The organism is Komagataeibacter medellinensis NBRC 3288 (assembly GCF_000182745.2).
Lineage (GTDB): Bacteria > Pseudomonadota > Alphaproteobacteria > Acetobacterales > Acetobacteraceae > Komagataeibacter > Komagataeibacter medellinensis.
Window position 1 is genome coordinate 1,043,744 of sequence record NC_016027.1, and the last position, 20,880, is coordinate 1,064,623.

18 protein-coding genes and 1 tRNA gene are annotated in these 20,880 nt (G+C 62.3%); 6 read left to right on the top strand and 13 right to left on the bottom strand.

Features of this window, described 5'->3' with window-relative positions:
* Positions 1 to 8 precede the first annotated feature (8 nt).
* Both GLX_RS04715 and GLX_RS04720 read left to right on the top strand, forming a co-directional pair.
* Entirely contained in the window at positions 9 to 2,813 is a 2,805-nt protein-coding gene (locus tag GLX_RS04715) for a phosphoenolpyruvate carboxylase (protein ID WP_014104872.1), read from the top strand.
* On the top strand, positions 2,794 to 3,669 hold the full coding sequence (locus GLX_RS04720; RefSeq protein ID WP_041247185.1) for an MBL fold metallo-hydrolase: 876 nt from the start codon (positions 2,794 to 2,796) through the stop codon (positions 3,667 to 3,669). The genes GLX_RS04715 and GLX_RS04720 overlap by 20 nt, the downstream gene beginning before the upstream one ends.
* A 531-nt stretch (positions 3,670 to 4,200) precedes the next feature.
* Here the strand turns inward: GLX_RS04720 and fusA are convergent.
* The 4 genes from fusA to GLX_RS04740 form a co-directional block, all read right to left on the bottom strand.
* Entirely contained in the window at positions 4,201 to 6,288 is a 2,088-nt protein-coding gene (gene fusA / locus GLX_RS04725; RefSeq protein ID WP_014104874.1) for an elongation factor G, read from the bottom strand.
* A gap of 203 nt (positions 6,289 to 6,491) precedes the next feature.
* Positions 6,492 to 6,791: a 50S ribosomal protein L28 gene (gene rpmB, locus GLX_RS04730; RefSeq protein ID WP_007399798.1), complete on the bottom strand. Its 300-nt coding sequence runs from the start codon at positions 6,789 to 6,791 to the stop codon at positions 6,492 to 6,494.
* 181 nt (positions 6,792 to 6,972) lie between these two features.
* Entirely contained in the window at positions 6,973 to 7,239 is a 267-nt protein-coding gene (locus GLX_RS04735; protein ID WP_041247186.1) for a hypothetical protein, read from the bottom strand.
* A 106-nt stretch (positions 7,240 to 7,345) separates the two neighbouring features.
* Positions 7,346 to 9,187, bottom strand: coding sequence for an ABCB family ABC transporter ATP-binding protein/permease (locus tag GLX_RS04740; protein ID WP_014104876.1), 1,842 nt, complete (start codon positions 9,185 to 9,187; stop codon positions 7,346 to 7,348).
* Positions 9,188 to 9,299: 112 nt separating this feature from the next.
* Between GLX_RS04740 and GLX_RS04745 the strand changes: the two genes are divergently transcribed.
* The 3 genes from GLX_RS04745 (at position 9,300) to GLX_RS04755 (ending at position 13,490) form a co-directional block, all read left to right on the top strand.
* Entirely contained in the window at positions 9,300 to 10,151 is an 852-nt protein-coding gene (locus GLX_RS04745) for an NUDIX hydrolase (protein ID WP_041247187.1), read from the top strand.
* 40 nt (positions 10,152 to 10,191) lie between these two features.
* Complete coding sequence (locus GLX_RS04750) at positions 10,192 to 12,270, top strand: S9 family peptidase (protein WP_014104878.1); 2,079 nt, start codon at positions 10,192 to 10,194, stop codon at positions 12,268 to 12,270.
* 71 nt (positions 12,271 to 12,341) lie between these two features.
* Positions 12,342 to 13,490 carry an AI-2E family transporter gene (locus GLX_RS04755; RefSeq protein ID WP_014104879.1) on the top strand — a complete coding sequence of 383 codons (1,149 nt, stop codon included), beginning with the start codon at positions 12,342 to 12,344 and terminating at the stop codon, positions 13,488 to 13,490.
* A gap of 249 nt (positions 13,491 to 13,739) precedes the next feature.
* Here GLX_RS04755 and GLX_RS04760 read toward each other — a convergent pair.
* The 7 genes from GLX_RS04760 to GLX_RS04785 all read right to left on the bottom strand — a co-directional run bounded on the left by GLX_RS04760 (position 13,740) and on the right by GLX_RS04785 (position 18,335).
* Positions 13,740 to 13,813 (bottom strand) — tRNA-Pro (locus tag GLX_RS04760).
* Between the two features lie 83 nt (positions 13,814 to 13,896).
* Positions 13,897 to 14,694 carry a MerR family transcriptional regulator gene (locus GLX_RS04765; RefSeq protein WP_014104880.1) on the bottom strand — a complete coding sequence of 266 codons (798 nt, stop codon included), beginning with the start codon at positions 14,692 to 14,694 and terminating at the stop codon, positions 13,897 to 13,899.
* Positions 14,691 to 15,014, bottom strand: coding sequence for an integration host factor subunit alpha (locus tag GLX_RS04770; protein WP_041247188.1), 324 nt, complete (start codon positions 15,012 to 15,014; stop codon positions 14,691 to 14,693). Before GLX_RS04770 ends, GLX_RS04765 begins: the two co-directional genes overlap by 4 nt.
* A 100-nt stretch (positions 15,015 to 15,114) precedes the next feature.
* Positions 15,115 to 16,086 (bottom strand): beta-ketoacyl-ACP synthase III, encoded by a 972-nt coding sequence (locus GLX_RS04775; RefSeq protein ID WP_014104882.1) that lies wholly within the window; start codon positions 16,084 to 16,086, stop codon positions 15,115 to 15,117.
* Between the two features lie 82 nt (positions 16,087 to 16,168).
* Complete coding sequence (gene plsX / locus GLX_RS04780) at positions 16,169 to 17,260, bottom strand: phosphate acyltransferase PlsX (protein WP_014104883.1); 1,092 nt, start codon at positions 17,258 to 17,260, stop codon at positions 16,169 to 16,171.
* A 164-nt stretch (positions 17,261 to 17,424) separates the two neighbouring features.
* On the bottom strand, positions 17,425 to 17,628 hold the full coding sequence (gene rpmF / locus GLX_RS17015) for a 50S ribosomal protein L32 (RefSeq protein ID WP_010506434.1): 204 nt from the start codon (positions 17,626 to 17,628) through the stop codon (positions 17,425 to 17,427).
* A gap of 173 nt (positions 17,629 to 17,801) precedes the next feature.
* Positions 17,802 to 18,335 (bottom strand): YceD family protein, encoded by a 534-nt coding sequence (locus GLX_RS04785; protein WP_014104884.1) that lies wholly within the window; start codon positions 18,333 to 18,335, stop codon positions 17,802 to 17,804.
* A gap of 187 nt (positions 18,336 to 18,522) precedes the next feature.
* On the opposite strand from GLX_RS04785, the gene GLX_RS04790 reads away from it, so the two are divergent.
* Entirely contained in the window at positions 18,523 to 19,092 is a 570-nt protein-coding gene (locus tag GLX_RS04790) for an outer membrane protein assembly factor BamE (RefSeq protein ID WP_014104885.1), read from the top strand.
* Positions 19,093 to 19,113: 21 nt separating this feature from the next.
* Here the strand turns inward: GLX_RS04790 and GLX_RS04795 are convergent, their stop codons facing one another.
* Together GLX_RS04795 and rpsU are read right to left on the bottom strand one after the other, a co-directional pair.
* Entirely contained in the window at positions 19,114 to 20,496 is a 1,383-nt protein-coding gene (locus tag GLX_RS04795) for a sensor histidine kinase (RefSeq protein ID WP_014104886.1), read from the bottom strand.
* A 106-nt stretch (positions 20,497 to 20,602) separates the two neighbouring features.
* Complete coding sequence (rpsU, locus tag GLX_RS04800; RefSeq protein WP_010506446.1) at positions 20,603 to 20,806, bottom strand: 30S ribosomal protein S21; 204 nt, start codon at positions 20,804 to 20,806, stop codon at positions 20,603 to 20,605.
* Positions 20,807 to 20,880 lie beyond the last annotated feature (74 nt).

The following is a 20,880-nucleotide window of genomic DNA, read 5'->3' on the forward strand; positions in this document are numbered from 1 at the left end:
ACAACACGATGACCGAAGCCGCCGCCCGGAATGTGTCCGCCCTTCTGCAACAGGCCAGTCGGCTGATAGCCAGCCATGACGAGACCACGTCAGGCAGCCCGGTCATGACGCTGGCCCGCCATATCGGGCGGCAGATGACAGCGGGCACCCTACCCGTGGAGCAGGTGGAGGAAATGGTGCGCCTGCTGCGCGACCGCGCCTTTGCTGGCCGCGCCCACCATATTGCCACCTACCTTGATGGCCCCGATGAGCAGACCGTGACCGCGCGCATGCACGCGGTGGCCCAGCGCATTGTCCAGCCCGACCCCGATGACAGCCCCGTGCCCATCGCACGCTTTCGCGCCGCCATTGAACGTAGCCGCTTTGCCGCCGTGTTCACTGCCCACCCCACCTTCGCGCTGGCCAACCCGGTTTACGAGGCGCTGGCCGAACTCGCCTCCACCAACCCCACGGAACCACCAGCACATGTCCCCGCCTTCCTGACCCATCGCCGGGTAGGGCCACCCACGCTGGATGAGGAGTTTACCCTGGCCACTCAGGCCATCGCGCGCGGGCGCACGGCGCTGGACCGTCTGAACACGATCCTGCTGTCGGAAGCCCGGACCCACTGGTCGCAACTGTGGTGCACGCTGGTGCCGCGTCCCATCATCATGACCAGCTGGGTCGGTTATGATACCGATGGCCGAACCGACATCGGCTGGTGGGACACGCTGCACCTCCGCCTGCGCATGAAGCAGCTCCAGCTTGCCCGCCTGCATGACCAGATCGAGGCGGTCCCCTCCGTCGCCAACGACCTGCTGGCGCGCGTGAAGGATGCGCTGGCAGCCGTGGGCGCCCAGATCACCGCCTGCCCCACCGGGCCGGAACCAGAAGCGATCTCGCGCTTTGCTGATGTGCTGATCAACCGCAGCGCCGAAGCCCTGACCAGCAGTAACGACCTTGCCCCCGCCTTCAGCGAGGCGATCGACGCGGCAGCACCTGATGACAAGATGGTGCTGGCCGTGGCGCGCGCGGGTTTTATGGCGCATGGGCTCTCGCTTGCCCACACGCATACCCGGCTCAATGCGACACAACTGCACAACATTGCCCGCCAGCGCCTGGGCATTACCGACAGCCCGGACATTCCCGCCCAACGCCGCGCACTGATCGGCCAGATGAACGAGGCGCTGGACACTGTGGCACCGATGGAGATCGATTTCGGCTCGCTGCTGATGGAGCAGGCCAGTGCTGGCCGGCTGATGATGACCGTGCGCCAGATCCTGCGTCACATCGACCGTACCACCCCCATCCGCTTCCTGATTGCCGAAACCGAGACAGGCTACACCCTGCTGACCGCACTATGGCTGGCGCGGCTGTATGGCGTGGAGGAGATGATCGAGATCTCGCCCCTGTTCGAGACGCAGGAAGCCCTGGAGAATGGCGAGCAGATCATCGAGGAAGCTCTGCGCTCCCCCCACTGGCGCGCCTATCTGCAGCGCACGCGTAAGCTCAGCCTGCAGTTCGGCTTTTCCGACTCCGGGCGCTATGTGGGACAGCTCGCCGCGACCTACCTGATCGAGCGGCTGCGCATCAAGGTATGCGACCTGCTGCGCAAATGGGATCTGGCCTTTGTTGAGGTCATCCTGTTCGACACGCACGGTGAGAGCATTGGCCGTGGCGCGCACCCGTACCGGCTGGCAGACCGTTTCGACTACCTCTCCCCGCCCCATGCGCGTGCCCGCTATGCCCGCGCTGGCATCCAGATGCGTGAGGAAACCGCGTTTCAGGGCGGCGACGGCTATCTGCTGTTCGGCACCCAGACACTGGCGGACGCCACCGTCAGCATTATTGCCGAGCATGCCTTTGCCGCCACCCCGCTGGACCGTGATCCGGTCTATGACGAACCGGACTTCTCGGCCGATTTCTTCGCCACCATCGCCAATGGCATGACCGACCTGGTGGAAGATCCCGGCTATGCCGCCCTACTGGGCGCGTTTGGCCCGTCACTGATCGACAAGACCGGATCGCGACCGTCCGCGCGGCAGAGTGATGCAGCGTCAACCGTAACCCGCATCAAGCATCCCAGCCAGCTGCGCGCCATTCCCAACAATGCCATCCTGCAGCAACTGGCCTGGTGCGCCAACACGCTACAGGGGCTGGGCACGGCGGCGGCACGGCATCCCGAGACGTTCGAGAAATACCTGGCCGAAAGCCCCCGCTTCCGTCGCGCCATGGACTTCGCGGCCCATGCGCTAGCTCATTCCGACCACGGAGTGCTGCGCGGCGTCATCCGCCTGCTGGACCCCGACATGTGGCTGGAACGCGCCACCACCCAGACCGATCCCGCCCGGCAGGAAGCCTGCCTTACCCTTATGCACGGGTTGGAAAACCTTGATTTCTGGGCCAGCACGCAGGCCATGTTCCGCCGTATCCAGTCTGATCACCTGGCCCTGCGTCGCGCATGGCCCGATGCGCCGCGCATGCAACCCAACGAACTACTGCTGCATGCCATCCGTATCGCCCTGATCGAGCAGATTTGGCTGCGCTCTACGCAGGTGCCCTATTTCTCCCCCCGCCATGCCTTCTCGCGTGATGTGCTGACGCTGAAGGTCCTGTGCCTGGAGATACCCGGCGTGCTGGGTGAGCTTGAACATATCTTCCCCTATCGCGCTGATAGCGGCTTCGATCTTGATTTCCACGAACCCCATGGTCCCCGGCAGGAAGGCACCTACCGGCGCGAATATACCGAGATATTCGAACCCATGCAGCGCCTGTTCCAGATGACGCGCGAGATCAGCACCGGTGTGATGCACCATGTCGGTGCTTTTGGCTGACGCAGCGGTAAAGGTGGCACGTAACGGGTGGCGCGTCAGCGAACCGCCGCCGCCCTATGGCGTGCCCCTGCCTCAATCCGCCACCATAAGGCGGGTTGTGGCGAACAATCCCGGCCCCATGACCGGCAACGGCACGAATAGCTGGCTGGTTGAACATACGGGCGGCTGTGTGGTGATAGACCCCGGCAGCGCCACTTCTGCACACCTTGATGCGCTGGTGGACGCGGCCAGTGGGCGACCCGTCACGCACATCATCCTCACCCACACCCATCATGATCATCTTGATGGCGCCCGCCCGCTGGGACTACGGCTGGGTGTGCCTGTATGCGGCTTCCATGCCAGTGCCGAGCCGGAATTCACACCCGACATCGGCCTGCATGATGGCGATGAAATCGCGGACCTGCGGGTAGTGCATACTCCCGGCCACGCCAGTGATCATATCTGCCTTGAAACAGGGGATGGCATCATCCTGACCGGTGACCATGTCATGGGCTGGTCCACCACCATGATCCCCCCGGCCCCACATGGCTCCGTACGGCAGTTCCTGGCCAGCATGGACAGGTTGCGCAGCCGCCATGCCCGCCTGCTGCTGCCCGCCCATGGGCCTGCCATCACAAGGGTGGAAGAATGCATTGACGGTCTTATGGCGCACCGTCAGGCACGTGAGGAAAGCATCCTTGCCCTGCTGCCGACCACCCCACGCACGCTCGATGAAATCGTGGACAGCATGTACCACAACCTGCGCCCTGGCCTGCGCCGCGCGGCACAACTCAACCTGCATGCCCATCTGGAAAAGCTGGAACACGATGGCCGTGTCCACCACCATGACGGCAGGTGGATGAAAATCTTTCCCTGACAGTCCTTCGCGCACGGCCTCACCAGCGTCTCACGCGACAGGAATCGCCGAGGGGACACATGGAGCGCCAGAGATTACCATGAAGCGGCAGGAAATCCGCAGATATCCGGCTCGGTGACAGATCTCACGCAACGGAACGCGGAAGGAACCGGATGCCCTGCCCGCCCCGTGGCAGGGACCAGACGCAGCGAACGCGCACGATCCTGGCCGTTCTGTCGCTTTCCAGAACAGCCATCCTTTTGTCTGCCCTCACCTTTCCCCGCATACCGCCAGTAAAAGCGGGTATCGACAGGCGCAGCCACACGGCTTGCACCCCATAATCGCCCCGAACCTCTTTCGGACCTTTGCAGACCGCGTGCGACAGGAGAGTATTTCAGAACCCTGCCTGTAAAATGCCCACGATCGCCGCCTTCCTGAAAACAGGCAGCAGCGAAAAACTTTTAGCATTTTTTGGGTGCATGCCAGACAGGCATAAAAAAACCGGCCCCTTTCGAGGGCCGGTTTCCTTTTGATGCTCTCTTTTGAGAAAGATCAGGCGGACTGCGCCATGATCTCTTCCGCAACATTGCGGGGCACCGGGTCGTAGTGGTGGAACTGCATCGTGAAGGATGCACGCCCCTTGGTCATGGACCGCAGATGCGAGATGTAGCCGAACATCTCCTTCAGCGGCACAGCAGCGCGCACCATGACGGTGGACCCGGCTGTTTCCTGGCTCTGGATCATGCCACGGCGGCGGTTGAGGTCACCCACCACGTCACCAACGTGATCGTTCGGGGTGGTCACTTCCACGTCCATGATCGGCTCAAGGATGACCGGACCGGCCTTCTTCATGCCTTCACGGAAGCAGGCCTTGGCCGCGATTTCGAACGCCAGCGCGGAGGAGTCGACATCGTGGTACTTGCCGTCCAGCAGCGTGAACTTGAAGTCCACCGTGGGGAAGCCAGCCAGCACGCCGGTCGAAGCCTGCGCCTGAATGCCCTTGTCCACCGCCGGGATGTATTCCTTGGGCACGGTGCCGCCCACGACCTTGTTCTCGAAGGAAATACCTTCGTTACGCTCGACCGGTGCGAACTCGATCTTCACTTCAGCGAACTGGCCCGACCCACCGGACTGCTTCTTGTGGGTATAGGTTTCGGTATGCGCCTGGGTGATGGTCTCGCGGTAAGCCACCTGCGGCGCACCGATGTTTGCTTCCACACCATATTCACGACGCAGACGGTCGATGATGATGTCGAGATGCAGTTCGCCCATCCCGGACAGGATGGTCTGGCCAGTTTCCTGATCGGTCTTCAGGCGCAGGGAAGGATCTTCACCGGACAGCTTCTGCAGCGCCAGCGTCATCTTTTCCACGCCATCCTTCGTCTTCGGCTCGACCGAGATGTCGATGACCGGGATCGGGAAGGTCATGCGCTCCAGAACCACCGGGTCTGCCGGGTCTGCCAGCGTGTCACCCGTCTGGGTGTCTTTCAGGCCAACGAAGGCGGCGATGTCACCGGCGTGGACTTCCTTGAGTTCTTCACGCTTGTCAGCATGCATCTGGAAGATACGACCGATACGTTCCTTGTGGCCCTTTGTGGTGTTCAGCACGGTATCACCGGTGCGCAGCACGCCACGGTAAACACGCACGAAGGTCAGGGTGCCGTATTTGTCGTTGATAATCTTGAAGGCGAGACCAGCAAACTTTCCATCCGGGTCAACCGGGATGATCGGCAGCTTGTTCTCGTCCACTTCCTCGTCTTCCGGCGGAGCGATGCGGATGCCTTCCACGTCGTCCGGTGCGGGCAGGAAGTCGATCACAGCATCAAGCAGGGGCTGCACACCCTTGTTCTTGAACGCGGTGCCACACAGCACAGGACGGAAGTCACCAGCAATGGTGCCCTTCTTGATGCAGCGCTTGAGCGTTGCAACATCCACGTCGCCCTTCTCGAAATATTCTTCCATCGCCGCGTTATCAACGGACAGCGCGGTGTCGAGCAGATTTTCGCGGGCTTCGGCGGCCTTTTCCTTCAGGTCAGCGGGAATTTCCTCGTAATGGAACTTCGCGCCCAGTTCGCCACCTTCCCAGATGATCGCACGCATCTCGACCAGGTCGACCACACCGACGAAGTTTTCTTCTGTACCGATGGGCAACTGCAGCGGGATTGCAACAATATCCAGCTTTTCCTTCAGCGTGCTGAAGGCGTAGTAGAAATCGGCGCCAGTACGGTCCAGCTTGTTGATGAAGATGATGCGCGGCACGTTGTAGCGGTCAGCCAGGCGCCAGTTGGTCTCGGACTGGGGCTGCACGCCAGCCACACCTTCGATGATGAAGATCGCGCCATCGAGCACACGCAGCGAGCGGTTGACTTCGATGTTGAAGTCAATGTGGCCCGGGGTGTCAATGATATTGATGCGTCGGCCTTCCCACTCACACGTCACGGCGGCGGACGTGATGGTGATGCCACGCTCACGCTCCTGCGCCATATAGTCGGTGGTGGTGTTGCCTTCGTGCACCTCACCGATCTTATGGGACACACCGGTGTAGTACAGAATACGCTCGGTAGTGGTGGTCTTGCCGGCATCAATATGCGCGGTGATACCGATATTGCGAATCAGGGAAAGATCAGACTTGGCGGACACGGGAGAACCTCCACAAGACAACACGGGCGCGAAGGGGAACCGCTCCCTTTCGCGCCTGCCGGAACCGTAAGCTGCTTCCGCCCTCAGTCTCTTTCAACCTGGACGACGCAGACCGGCACAGCGGAACAATGCGCCAGACTTCTGTCAGGCTACGACAGCACCGGGCCGCCCGCCCCCAATGGGTGCGGGGGCCGCGCGGTGTGTCAGGCTACAGCAGCCTTCTTTTCCTGAACGCGCAGGATGCGGCGCTTAACCGTCAGGGCTTCAGGCGTCAGCTTGCGGTTCGGGGTGGACAGGAGGAACGAATCCAGCCCGCCATTGTGCTCAACCGTGCGGATGCCATTCGTGGTCATGCGCATGGGAACCGCAGCCCCCAGGATATCGGACAGAAGCGAGGTTTCCTGCAGGTTGGGCAGGAAGCGGCGGCGGGACTTGTTGTTGGCGTGGCTGACGTTGTTGCCGGTCAGCACGCCCTTGCCTGTGATCTGGCAGCGGCGAGACATTCTATCATCCTCGGGTATAACTATGGCCGAGGCATAAATGCCCGGCAAGGATCATCTGGATTAGGCGCGGCTTATCGCCAAACCACCGCCATCAGTCAAGATGCATAAGCATGATTCGGCGCATTTTGTGCCATAAGGGCGGGAAATGGGTGTGTTTTCCCACTCCCTGCCGCCATGTAGCTCAGTCTGCCGCGTGGTCATGGTCGGGATGGAGTTCGCCTGCCTGCACGCTGTGCAGCGCGTTTTCCAGCATGCCCTGCATGGCCTCGCGCCCCATGGTGCGCGACAGCAGGCCCAGCGAGCCACCCAGCAGGGCGGAAGCGATGGCCATGGGCGGCAGGTTCTCGCCCAGCATGTATTCGATGGCCTTGTCCACCACCGCGCCGCAATGGCTCAGTTCAGGGGGAATGGCCTCGCCATTGGGGGGCGGGTTGTTCGTATCCGTCATGTCACGGCTCCTTTTCACGTTCCCCCTGATATGTACCGCCATGGCAGCGCTGACCAGTGCGGCGGGCACATGAAACCTGTCACAAGCGTGCAGGCAGGCCAACAGGTCAGGCGCAGGCGGCTTCCTCCTCCGCCTGCACGGCCCACATTTCGGCATATACGCCGCCATGGGCCAGCAGGGCGCGATGCGTGCCACGCTCGATGATGCGGCCCTGCCCCATCACGAGGATTTCATCCACATCCACGATGGTAGACAGCCGGTGCGCAATGATCAGCGTGGTGCGGTTGGCGGCAACCGTATGCAGGGCCGACTGGATTTCCTGCTCAGTACGGGTATCGAGCGCGCTCGTGGCCTCATCAAGTATCAGCACGCGCGGGTTCTTGAGGATGGTGCGCGCGATGGCGACGCGCTGCTTCTCCCCGCCAGAAAGCTTGAGCCCGCGCTCGCCCACGCGGGTGGCGTAGCCTTCGGGCAGGGTCATGATGAAGTCATGAATGCAGGCCAGGCGCGCAGCCTGCTCCACCTCTGCCTGACTGGCCCCCAGCCGCCCGTAGGCGATGTTATAGCCGATCGTATCGTTAAACAGGATGGTGTCCTGCGGCACCACGCCCACAGCCCCGCGCAGCGCCGCCTGTGACAGCGTGCGAATATCGTGCCCATCCAGCATGATGCACCCCGCCGTCACATCATAGAAGCGGAACAGCAGGCGGCTGATGGTGGACTTGCCCGCCCCCGTCGGGCCGACCACGGCCACCCGGTGGCCCGCAGGTATGTGAAAGCTCACCCCGCGCAGGATCTCGCGGTCGGGGCGGTAGCTGAAATGCACGTTCTCGAAGCGGATGTCAGCGGCCGGGGCCTCGTCCAGCCGCGCGGGCACGCTTGCGGCATCCGGCGGGTCGGTAATGTCGGCCTGCTCGCCCATCAGCGCGAACATGTGTTCAAGGTCCACCAGCGAATTGTGCAACGAGGTATAGACACTGCCCAGAAAGTTGAGCGGCATGTAAAGCTGCATGAGATACGTGTTGACCAGCACGAAATGCCCCACGGTCATCCGCCCCGCCTCCACATCATGGCCGGCCATGAGCATGACGGCAATCAGGGCCACGGCAATGATCGCGGCCTGACCGAAGTTCAGCCCGTTAAGCGAGACCTGGGTGCGGATGGCGGCGCGCTCATAACGGTCCTGGGCGTCCTCGTAGCGCTTTCGCTCATGGTCCTCGTTGCCGAAATACTTGACCGTCTCGTAATTGAGCAGGCTGTCCAGCGCCTTCCAGCTGGCCTCGCTGTTGATCTCGTTCATCTGGCGCCGCAGCCCGATCCGCCACGCCGTGAACTGGATGGTGAACACGACATACACCGCCACCGCCAGCAACATCACCACCGCGTAACGCCAGTCGAACAGTCGCCATATGACGGCAATGACCAGCAGCGCCTCGATCAACGTAGGCACCACATTGAACACGCCCATACGCAGCAGGGTCTCGATCGCTTCCGTGCCGCGTGCAATCGCGCGCGTGACACTGCCGGACTGCCGGTTGAGGTGGAAGCGTAGCGAAAGCTGATGCATATGGCTAAAACTGCGCATGGCCGCGATCCGGCTTATGCGGTAGCGCAGCGGGGCGAACAGGGCATCACGCAGTTCCCCCAGACCCGCCGCCGCCATGCGCAGCAGGCCATAGCCCACAATCAGCACAAGGGGCATCATGACCGCCCGGCCCGCAGCGGGCTGCAGGGCATCAATCACACAACTATAGGCATAGGGCACGCCAATGGTGGCAACCTTGGCCGCAACCAGCAGCAGGCACACACCTACCACACGCAAGCGGGTGCGCGCATCATGCCGGGGCCACAGGTAAGGCAGCAGGCCGCGCAGGGTGTCGGCGGCGGAACGTTCCGGCCTGTCTTGCCGGTTCTTGTCGGGAACAGTCATATGCACGGCATGGAGCATGTGGCACGGATTTTGCAACCCATATTCCCTGTTGCCAGCAGGCTGCTCAAGGATTGTCAGCCTTCAGGCCAGCCGGTATGCCAGCCATGACCCGAAAGTACAGGGATGGAACATGTCAGATCGCCTTGAAGGTTTTTTTCGTCATATCGCCGCATGCAACACGGCGGTGCTGCCTGGCGGGCGGCTGGAGTTCAGGCTGGGTGATCAGGCAGCCGGCTGGGTGCAGCCTGCACGCCTGCCTGCCCTGCTGAAGCACGGCATGATCCATTCAGGCAGCAGCGTGACCCTGCCCGACCCCGCCCGGCTGGAAGCCGTGGGCGAGGCCATGGCGCGTGAAGGCGTGTACCGCTCCCACCATGAACTGTTCGATGTCTGGACCGACATGACCCGCCCGCCCGTGGCCTGCATTGACCGTGGCGCGCTGCCGCTGTTCGGACTTATGGCGGCGGGGGTGCATCTCAACGGCCTTGTACGCAAGCCGGACGGGTTGCACCTGTGGATCGCGCGCCGCTCCATGACCAAGCGGCTGGACCCCGGCAAGCTGGACCATCTGGTGGCGGGCGGCATTCCAGCCGGGCATACGGCGGCCCAGGCGCTGATCAAGGAAGCGGCGGAAGAAGCCAGCCTGCCGCCCGAACTGGTCCATACCGCCCGCCCCACGGCCGATATCCGCTATGCCCTGGACCGCCCGGAAGGGCTGCGCCGGGACGTGCTGCACTGTTTTGAACTGGAACTGCCACCTGATTTCGTACCAACCCCCGCTGATGGGGAGGTGGAGGACTTCCGCCTCATCCCCCTGTCCGAGGCATACACCCTGGTACGCGATACCGATGAGTTCAAATTCAATGTCAACCTTGTGCTGATTGATCTGTTCCTGCGCACGGGCATGATTGATGAACACAGCCCCGCAGGCCAGCGCCTGCGCCAGGGCCTGACCGGCTGGCACGCCCCGGTCGCATCCTGACCCCACCCGCAACATTCCCCCCGTGCGCAAGGACCATGCGATGACCCTCCCCCCCACACCCCGCAGGATCCCCCACACCATCACGCAGCTTGGCCGCACCCGCCACGACAGCTATGCCTGGATGAAGGATGACAACTGGCAGAACGTACTGCGCGACCCTGCCCTGCTACGCCCCGAGATTGCCGAACACCTGCGCGCGGAGAACGCCTATACCGGGTCCATCCTGTCCGGCACCGAGGAACTTCAGGCGCAGCTTGTGGCGGAAATGAAGGGTCGCATGCAACTGGATGATACCTATCCCGCCCTGCCGCACGGCCCGTTTTTCTACCAGACCAGTTACAGCGCGGGAGCGGAATACCCCGTGTATAAGCGCTACCCCGCCACGGCCCCGCAAGCGGAGCAGGTACTGCTGGATGTGAACGAGGCCGCACGCGGGCATGATTATTACGCCGTTGCCTCTGCCACTCACAGCCCCGACCACACCCTGTTCGCCCATGCGGAGGACACGCAGGGTTCCGAGATCTACCGCATCCGCATCCGCCATCTGGATGATCCCGCCACCACCATTCCCGGCGTGGACAACTGTAGCGGCGCGTTCGTCTTCTCACCCGATAGCCGGTTCCTCTTTTGGGTCTGGCGTGACGAGCATGGCCGCCCCGCGCGCGTCTATCGCCGCCGGATCGGGGAAAAAACCGACACGCTGGTCTATGAGGAACCCGATGCGGGCTTTTTCGCAGGCGTGGAGGCCACGCGCTCGGGCGGGTGGATCATCATCTCCAGCGGCAACCATGATACGTCCGAATCCTGGCTGATCCCCGGTCATGACCCGCAGGCCGCCCCCGTCTGCGCCGCACCACGCAGGGATGGCCTGATGTACGGGCTTTACCACCAGGGGCAGCACTTCATCATCCTGACCAATGCCGATGGCGCGTATGACTTCAAGCTCATGGTCACGGCGGATACCGCACCGGGGCAGGAGAACTGGTGCGATCTCGTGCCCCATGAACCCGGCCGCTACATAACTGACTGCACGGTATGGTCGGGCCATGTTGCCTGGCGGGAACGGCGTGACGCCAATACCCGCATCATCATGCGCGACCTTGCCGGCAACACCCGCGCACTCGAACCCGCTGAAGCCGCCTATGACCTGTCCCTGAGCGGCGGGTATGAATATGACACCACCGCGTTGCGCTACGTCTACCAGTCCCCCACCACGCCACGGCAGTGGCATGCCCACGACATGGTGACGGGTGCGGACAAGATGCTCAAGCAGCAGGAAGTGCCCTCGGGCCATGACCCCGCGCAGTACCGCTGCTGGCGACTCATGGCCGCCGCCCCCGATGGCGAGCAGGTGCCGGTCACGGTGCTGGGCCGTCACGATACCCCGCCCGATGGGTCCGCCCCGCTGCTTCTTTACGGCTATGGCGCCTATGGCCATGCCATTGACCCGGTATTTTCCACCCGCGTGCTCAGCCTGGTGGACCGAGGGTGGTTCTACGCCATCGCCCATGTGCGCGGCGGGTCTGAAAAGGGATGGAACTGGTTCCTTGGCGGACGCGGGCGCAACAAACCCAATACCTTCACGGATTTCATTGCCTGTGCCCAGACCCTGACCGAAGCGGGTTTTGGCGCGCCCGGCCGGATCGTGGCCGATGGCCGCTCGGCAGGGGGCATGGTGATGGGCGCGATTGCCAACATGCGGCCCGACCTGTTTGCGGGCATTGTGGCGGTGGTACCGTTTGTGGATGAACTCAACACCATGTCTGACGCTTCCCTGCCGCTCACCCCGCCGGAATGGCCCGAATGGGGCAACCCGCTGCAGGACGTGCAGGCCTATGACCTGATTGCCAGTTACGCCGCCTATGAACAGATCGCCCCCCGTCCCTATCCCGCCATACTGGCCATGGGCGGGCTGACCGACCCGCGCGTAACCTATTGGGAGCCGGCAAAATGGGTGGCCCGCCTGCGTGAGCACACCACATCGGACCGGCCCATCATGCTACGCACCAATATGGAAGCGGGACACAGGGGAGCAACGGGTCGTTTCGATTCCCTGAAGGAAGCAGCCCTGATTCATGCTTTTGCCCTATGGGCCGTTGAAACGGCAGCGCCAAAATAGGATGAATGTCCCTGCCCATATAGTACCATGCGGATCAGGCCCCCTGTGACCAGCGCCCGTTTTCCAGAGGAATGACCATGAAAGAGCCCCATAACGCGGATCAGGAGCCTGCGCCCGCGCCGGGGATGGAGGCCGATCCCGTCTCCACCATGCGTATCTTCCGGTCATTCAGCGAAACACAGCGCACCCAGCGCGTGGCCCGCGCCTTGCTGGCGCTGTTCTTCGTGCTGCTCGCCCTCTACACCGTGCGCGGCTTCCTGCCCTCGCTCATCTGGGGGTGCATCTTCGCCATCGCCTCCTGGCCGCTTTATGCACGCGCGCGCAGGCGCTGGCACTCACGCACACACCAGACCATGCTGCCAGTGCTGTTCACGCTGGCCATGGCGCTGATCTTTCTGGGGCCGCTGGCGCTGTTCGGGCTGGAAGCAGGGCGGGAGGCGGAAGGCGTGCTGCGCCTGCTCAACGATGCACGGCATTCCGGCATTCCGGTGCCACCGTGGATCAGCCACCTGCCCTATGGCCAGCAGGCGATCGAGACATGGTGGACCGACCACCTGAAGAACCCGGCCGATATTTCCGCCCTGCTCGGTTCGATGAACATTGGCCAGGGTGTGAAGGTTACCCAGCAGCTTGGCTCGCAGGTGCTGCACCGGGTGCTTCTGTTCGTGTTTGCCATCCTGACCCTGTTTTTCCTGCTCAAGGATGGGGATGCAGTTATCCGCCAGTCGCTCAATGTTTCGCGTCGGGCCTTTGGCAAGCGCGGCGAGCGGATTGCGCTGCAGATGATCGCCTCCGTCCACGGTTCGGTATCGGGGCTGGTTCTGGTGGGCATTGGCGAAGGCATGCTGATGGGGCTGGCCTATCTGGTGGCAGGCGCACCGCATCCCTTCCTGTTCGGGGTAATTACGGCCATTGCCGCCATGATCCCCTTCTGCGCGCTGATTGCCATCGGTGCCGTGGCCCTGCTGCTTCTGGTCAATACGGGTGCCGTGCTGACTGCGCTGGCCATTGTCCTGTTCGGCATTGCCGTGATCTTCCTGGCTGACCATCTGGTGCGGCCCGCCCTGATTGGCGGCTCGACCCAACTCCCATTCCTATGGGTGCTAATGGGTATTCTGGGCGGGGCGGAAAGCTGGAGCCTGCTGGGGCTGTTCGTAGGCCCCGCCATCATGGCCGTGCTGCACATGCTGTGGCTGAACTGGAGCCGGGCACGCTACTGAAACGCCCGTACAGCAAACACCCACGAATCATGAAAAATTTCGGGACGCCATCTTTCCGAAAAAAAGGCATTACCCAAAAACTTTCACCGTTTTTATCGACGGGCTATTTTTCAAAAAGCCGTCGAAACGCGTTCTACACAAGGCGAAAAGCTCACGCCCGCTCGACTGATGTACAAACACAAAAAAGCACCCTTTTCAGGATGCTTTTTCTGTTCCGCTTCGGGAAAAATCTTATCGCAGACAAGGATATCGGGCAGGCGGGATTCGAACCCACGACCCCCAGTCCCCCAGACTGATGCGCTACCAGGCTGCGCTACTGCCCGCCTGTCTGCGATGCGCAGGATGTAGCAGCCACCGGGGAGGACTGCAAGTCATGTTCTGGCCAAAAATAAAAAAAACCGGATAATCAGACCGGCACCATCTCCCGCAGTGCCTGCAGTTCCACCAATACGCCACGCAGGCTGTCACGCAGTACCGTATTTTCAGCCTGCAGGCGCTCCAGTTCAATCATGACGAGTTGTTCAAGCGGAAGCTCTTCTTCCTGCTCTGCCAAAGGGGCAGCATCCGCCACGGCACCTTCGTCTGTCACGACACTGCTTTCCATCGCGGGGGGCTGCTCTGCCGTATCGGGTTCGGAGACTGCGGGTTCGGCAATGGCGGGCGACATGTCTTCCACCGCCACGGAATAATCCACTTCGGCCACGGCCGTCACCTGCTCCACCACCACAACGGAGGCCGGTTCGGGAGCGGGGCCCTCAGGGGGCGGCTCGATACGGGGATGGGGTGCCTGTGCCTCAGCATGCGGTGCAGCAGCCTCTGGCGCTGCGATAGCAGGTGGTGTTGCGGGCTGCTCTGGCACGCCGCTCTCCACCACCGGGTGCGCGACCTCCAGCACCGGCGTTGACAGCGTGCTATCGGTCAACTGGGCGCGTGCCAGTTCGGCCTGGGCCTGCGCCAATGAAAGTTTCTGCACGTAAAGCAGGTCGGCAATCCGGCGCAGGACCGCAATGTCATGCGCGCGGTAGGACCGCCGCCCTCCCTGCCCACGCAGCGGGCGCAATTGCGGGAAACGCGTCTCCCACATGCGCATGACATGCTGGGCCAGACCCAGTTCGCGCGCGACCTCATAGATCGGCAGCGTATCCATTGCCGACTGCACCGTTCCGGCGGGCATGGTCCCGTCCAGATGGTCCTGCATGCTCATTCGTCATCTCCTTCCGGCAGGTCATCCCTGCCAGCCTGTCCGTTGACATGGGCACGAAGCAGTTGGCTTGGGCGAAAAACCAGCACGGAACGCGGAAGAATCGGTACTTCCACGCCCGTCTTGGGATTGCGCCCCGTCCGCTGTCCCTTCTGCCGGACAGAGAACGTGCCGAACCCGCTAATTTTCAAGGTATCGCCGGTTTCAAGTGTCCGTGCCATCCGCTCCAGAATGTCTTCCAGAATGTCGGCGGATTCATGGCGGGACAGGCCGACCTGATCATATATCTGTTCTGCCAGAGTGGCGCGCGTCACGGTGCTCATGCAACAAACGTTATGCATGCCCGCCCTCATCGTCAATTGAATGTGGCAGAACGGCTGTCAGTTTGTTGGCCGCTCTTTTCAATGTGGTACCGAAACGACATTACAGACGTGCCAGCGCCGAGCCCCATGTCAGGCCACCGCCCAGTGCTTCCATCAGCACCAGGTCACCTTTTTTGATGCGTCCGTCCCGAACCGCCTCATTCAGTGCAAGCGGAATGGAGGCGGCCGAGGTATTGGCATGCCGGTCCACCGTCACCACCACCCGCTCGGTCGGCAGGGCCAGTTTGCGGGCCACGCCATCAATGATGCGCAGGTTCGCCTGGTGCGGCACCAGCCAGTCCACCTCCGCGTGGGTCAGGCCATTGGCCGCCAGCACCTCATCAACCGAGGCGGACAGCTTGCTGACCGCATGACGGAACACATCACGCCCCTGCATACGCAGATGGGCCGGCCTGTCGCGCTGGCCCGTGGCGCCATCCACATACAACATGTCGCCATACCGTCCGTCGGAATGCAGGTGAGTGGACAGGATGCCTGCCTCCCCGCTTTCCGGGGTTGCCGTGGTCAGGAATACCGCACCCGCCCCGTCACCGAACAGCACACAGGTGCCCCGGTCCGACCAGTCCAGAATGCGGGAATAAACTTCGCTGCCAATGACCAGCGCGGAGCGGGCCTGTCCGCTCCGAATCAGCGAATCGGCCACGGACAGCGCATAGATGAAACCGGAACACGCGGCGGACAGATCAAAGCCGAATCCACCCGTCATACCCAGTTCGGCCTGCACGCGTACGGCAGTAGCGGGAAATGCCTCGTCTGGCGTGCTGGTGGCAACAATTACCGCATCAACATCGGACGGGGTGGCACCGGCGTAATCCAGTGCCTGCCGCGCGGCATGGGCTGCCATGCTGACGGCGGTATCCCCCTCTCCCGCCCGGTGGCGTTGCCTGATGCCGGTGCGGCCACTGATCCATTCATCGGATGTATCGAGCTCGGAAGCCAGCTCGTCATTTGTAACGATCCGCTCAGGCAGGTAACCACCAAACCCGGACAGAAGCGAGCGTTTCGCTGTCATGCCTGTCTTTCCACCAATATCATTTCACATACACGGGTGGGCACAGGCACCAGCCCCTGCCACCATACCGGATGCCGCAGGGTCAGGATGCAGGAACTGCCTGCGACTGGTCGGGGCTTGTCCTGACGGCTGTCAGGCTTTCCATATGGGCAAGACGATCCCGTATGCCATCGGTAAAGCGGTGGGTGACCATGTCCATCGCCACATCCACCGCAGCGGCAAAGCCTTCGGCATCCGTGCCACCATGGGACTTGACCACAACACCGTTAAGCCCGACGAACACGGCGCCATTGTAACGGCGCGGATCAAGCCATTCTTTCATGCGCTCCAGGCCGGGTCGCACCAGAATGTAACCAATCCGCCCCAAAAGGCTGGAGGTAAAGACCTGACGCAGCAGGGTAAACGCCATTTTCAACGCGCCTTCCCCCGTTTTCAGGGCCACGTTGCCGGTAAAGCCATCCGTCACCACCACATCGGTGGTGCCGGCAGTAATGTCATGGCCTTCCACAAAGCCGTGGAACTGTCGGGCAAGCGGGCTACCACGCAACACTTCGGCTGCCTGGCGCAGGCGCTCGTCGCCCTTCAGCTCTTCCGACCCTACATTGAGCAGGCCGATGGTGGGCGCGGGCAACCCCAGCACCGCCTTGGCGAAAGCTTCGCCCATTACGGCAAATTCCACCAGATTGCGCCAGTCGCACGATACGTTCGCCCCCAGGTCCAGCATCACCACGTCACCCCGTGTCGTGGGGCTTATGGCAGCCATGGCCGGGCGGCTTATGCCAGGAAGGGTTTTAATGACAATCTTGGCCAGCGCCAGCATCGCGCCACTGTTGCCTGCGGAGACAACGCCCTGCGCCTCACCACGCGATACCGCGTCCATGGCAAGCCGCATGGACGAGTCACGCAGGCGCAGTGCCGCCGTGGGCTTCATATCCATCGGAATGGCGGAACCTGCGGGCTGGATGGTACAGATGGCAGCGGCACGCGGATGGCGGGCCAACAGGCCAGCCAGCTTCATCTCATCCCCCACCAGAAGGATTCTGGCCGAAGGATGACGGTCTGCCGCAATCGCCAGTCCGGCCACCACAACTTCCGGACCACCATCCCCGCCCATGCCATCAATGGCAAGGGTATAGGGCCCAGTCTCGGGAAGGGGGGAACCTGTCTCGCTCATGCTCGTCTTGTGCCGGGTAGGAAAGGAACGCGCAAGGTGCGGGCCATACACTTTGGCATGACCCTACCCCCGCGCCCCGGACAGAACCGCCCGGGAATGCCCATCGGCGCACACCCGAAGGTGCACGCCATAACCGGGCAGTAACGTCAGTGGCACCCTGATTATCAGGCGCGGACCGCCGTCTTCAACGCCTTGCCGGCGGATGCGACTTCGCGACCGTCATAATGACCGCAGTGGCTGCAGACATGGTGCGGACGCTTGAGTTCGCCACAGTTGGAGCATTCGGCATGTGCCGGAACGCTGAGCGCTGCGTGGCTGCGACGCATGCCACGACGGGACGGGGAGGTTTTTCTCTTGGGTACAGCCATGGGCCTGGGCCCCTCCGATCTGGATCACAACCGGCAGGCACACCCTCGTGGCGTTACACCGGTCAGTTATCAATAATTGAGGGGGGCGCTCTAGCAGACCATTTGCACTTGCGCAAGAGCACCATGTGCAAGGTTCTTGGCCAGTGCCCCCCTCCGTTGCGTCCTTCCTTGCGTCAGTTCTGCTTTTTTTTCAACTCGGCCAGAGCGGAAAAAGGCTGCCTGCGCGTGGTTTTTTCTTCGGGGTCAGTCTCTTCCTTACCTACAAATTCGTCCGGAATCCGGCTGCCAGGCTTGTGCGGATAGGGATCGAGCGCCAGCGAAAGTTCTTCCGTCGCCAGTTCACCCAGGTCAATGATATCGCGCGCATAGGGCACTTCATCCACGCTGAAGGGGTCGATCTCGTCATCCTCGCGGAAACGTTCGGCCGGGATGCAGCGCACCGTGAACGATTCCGCTAGCGCATCCTCGAACGGCTCCAGGCTGACCACGCATTCCTGTGTCACATGCGCGGTCAGCCAGCCTTCGGCCAGCACTTCCCCGCCCCGTCCCGGCGCCAGCCGGTAACGGCACGACAGGTTGCGCAGGCCGGGAATGCCCAGACGCACGGCCAGCCTGCGGCATTCGGTATCCGATGCCTCGACCACCGTTTCCATGCCACGGGCCGGGATGCGGCCCACGGCGAGGGGGCGGGAAAATTCTGCATCCATGTCTTTTTACTCCTGCGCGTGCCGTGGACAGGCTCCATCGGCTGAAAAATGGGGGACAGGACCATCCGGCCTGCGTGTTTTTCCGTCCATGGGGCGATCTGTGATTGACTTCATTTCCCCGATGGGGCACCGGAAAGACAAAGGCCATTTATGCGCCATACCCTTATTTCAGGATATTTTCCCGACCATGCGGTCACCCAAGGACACCCTGTCCCGCTCCCGTTCATTACGCCTGTTTTCATGCGCTGTCATCGGGGCAGGGCTGGCACTGTCAGGGTGTTCGGTCTTCAAGCCGAGCAAGATTCAGCATGGCTCGCTGATCGAGGCGGATGACTACAACAAGCTCAAGATTGGCGAGACCTCGCGCTCGGACGTGATGGATGCTCTGGGATCCCCTACCGGGCGCGCCACGTTTGATGACAATACGTGGATCTACGTCTCCATGACCCATGTGCTGGCCCCCCTCAGCTTTCCACAGGTACGCAAACAGGATGTGGTGGTCCTGACATTTGATCAGAACGGCATCCTGCGCAACCTGCGCAGCCTGCACAAGGATGATGCCCGCTACGTGACCATGGCTGCGGGCCGTACCCCCACACCGGGCACCAAGATCAACATCATGCAGCAGATCCTGGGCAATGTGGGCCGCTACAACCCGCTCAGCCAGATGACCAGCACATACGGTGGCAGTACCGGTCCAATGAACAGCATGAACGGTGGTCCGGGCCATGGCGGGTCGGGCAACTCCCTGCCCTGATCTGCTGACCTTACAGGCCTGTCAGTTCGGCAGCACGATACGGACCCGCGCGCCCCCCAGTGGACTGGTCTCCAACCCGATATGCCCCCCATGGGCGTGAATGATGTCACGCGCTATGGCCAGGCCCAGGCCAGTACCGCCGGCGGCCCCACTCTCGAAGGGCCGGAAGACGTGCTCGCGCCGCGATTCTTCCACGCCGCAGCCATCATCATCCACGTACAGCACGACCTGCCTGCGCCCCTTCTCGGCTGAAAGAACGATCCGGCCCGCATGCCGACGCGCGTTTTCCGCAACATTGCTCAGCACGCGCCGCAGGGCGTTGGGTCGCCCGGTCATGACCAACCCTGGCGTAAGCGCCCCGATGGCCGCCTGCGCGCCCATGCGGCGCAGGGTAACCACAATCTCATCGAACATATCCTCCACCCGGATCACGACCGGAGTTTCGGCTCCCTCGCCTCGGGCAAAGGACAGGTAACCCTCGATCATGTGCTCCATCTCCCCGATATCACCAATCATGTCGGCAATATCAGGTTGCAGGCTGACCGCTTCCACCCGGCCCTCACGCGGCAGCATGGCCAGTGACAGCCGCAGGCGGGTTAGTGGCGTACGCAGGTCATGCGAAACACCGGCCAGCACGGTCGTGCGCTGCTCCACAAAGCGGTTGATGCGCTCACGCATCCGGTTGAAAGCAATAGCCGCCTTGCGGATCTCCTGTGCCCCCTCGGGCACGATGGGCACGGTATCGCGCCCCAGCCCGAACAGCTCCGCCGCCCGCGCCAGCCGCCTTATGGCGCGCACCTGGTTGCGCATGAACAGGGCCGCGATCAAAAACAAAAGCAACGCACTGCCCGATGCCCACGCTACGAACAGCCATACGGGCGCCACAACCAGCCGCTTGCGCAGGACCACCACCTGAAGCACGCCAATGGGAGTCTGCACCGCGATCATGACCCGGTGGTGCGCCTGCTTCCAGTCCACGAAAGTGGGCCAGCGCACGGCGGCCTGAAGATCATGAGCCAGATCCTCGTCAATCGGGCCGAGCACATGATTCGATCCGCGGCGGTGCAGACTTTCGCCCTCATGCAACGTCATAACCAGTCCCGCGCGTCGGCCCGCATCCTCCAGTATCCACTGCCGGTCCGCCGGTGCGGGGTAGCGTTCAAGCATGTCTAGTGTCATGGAGATGGTGGTTGCAAGGTCTCCCGATAGGCGGCGCGAGACGACCTGTAGGTAGTGGCCATAGAACAATTCAAGCGATATGGCCTGCGTTGCCAGAAGTGGAATGAACCCGATCAGCAGCATGCGCCCCAGTAGTGAGCGCGGCAGGATGCGGCGGACCAGCCGCTCACGCATCCGGCGCCAGCCCTGCGGGGCAGCGTTATCCATGCCAGAAAGGGAGTCCATGCCGTAATTCTCCGCGATTTCCTTTTTCAGGCACAAAAAAACCGGCTCCCTTACAGAAGCCGGTTCCTTGCGGGTCAGACCCGTATTCCATCCCGATTGCGCAGGATTAGAAGCCTTCACGCTCCAGGCGCTTGCGCTCCATCTTGCGGGCGCGGCGCACGGCTTCAGCAGCCTCGCGCGCCTTGCGCTCGGACGGCTTTTCGTAGTGGCGACGCAGCTTCATTTCGCGGAAGATGCCTTCGCGCTGCATTTTCTTCTTGAGGGCCTTGAGAGCCTGATCAACATTGTTGTCACGAACGAGAACCTGCACTGGGTCGTCAACTCCTGATCTGCCATCCGGTATGGACGGGCGATGAAACTGAAACTTGGGGAACGTCCGCCCGA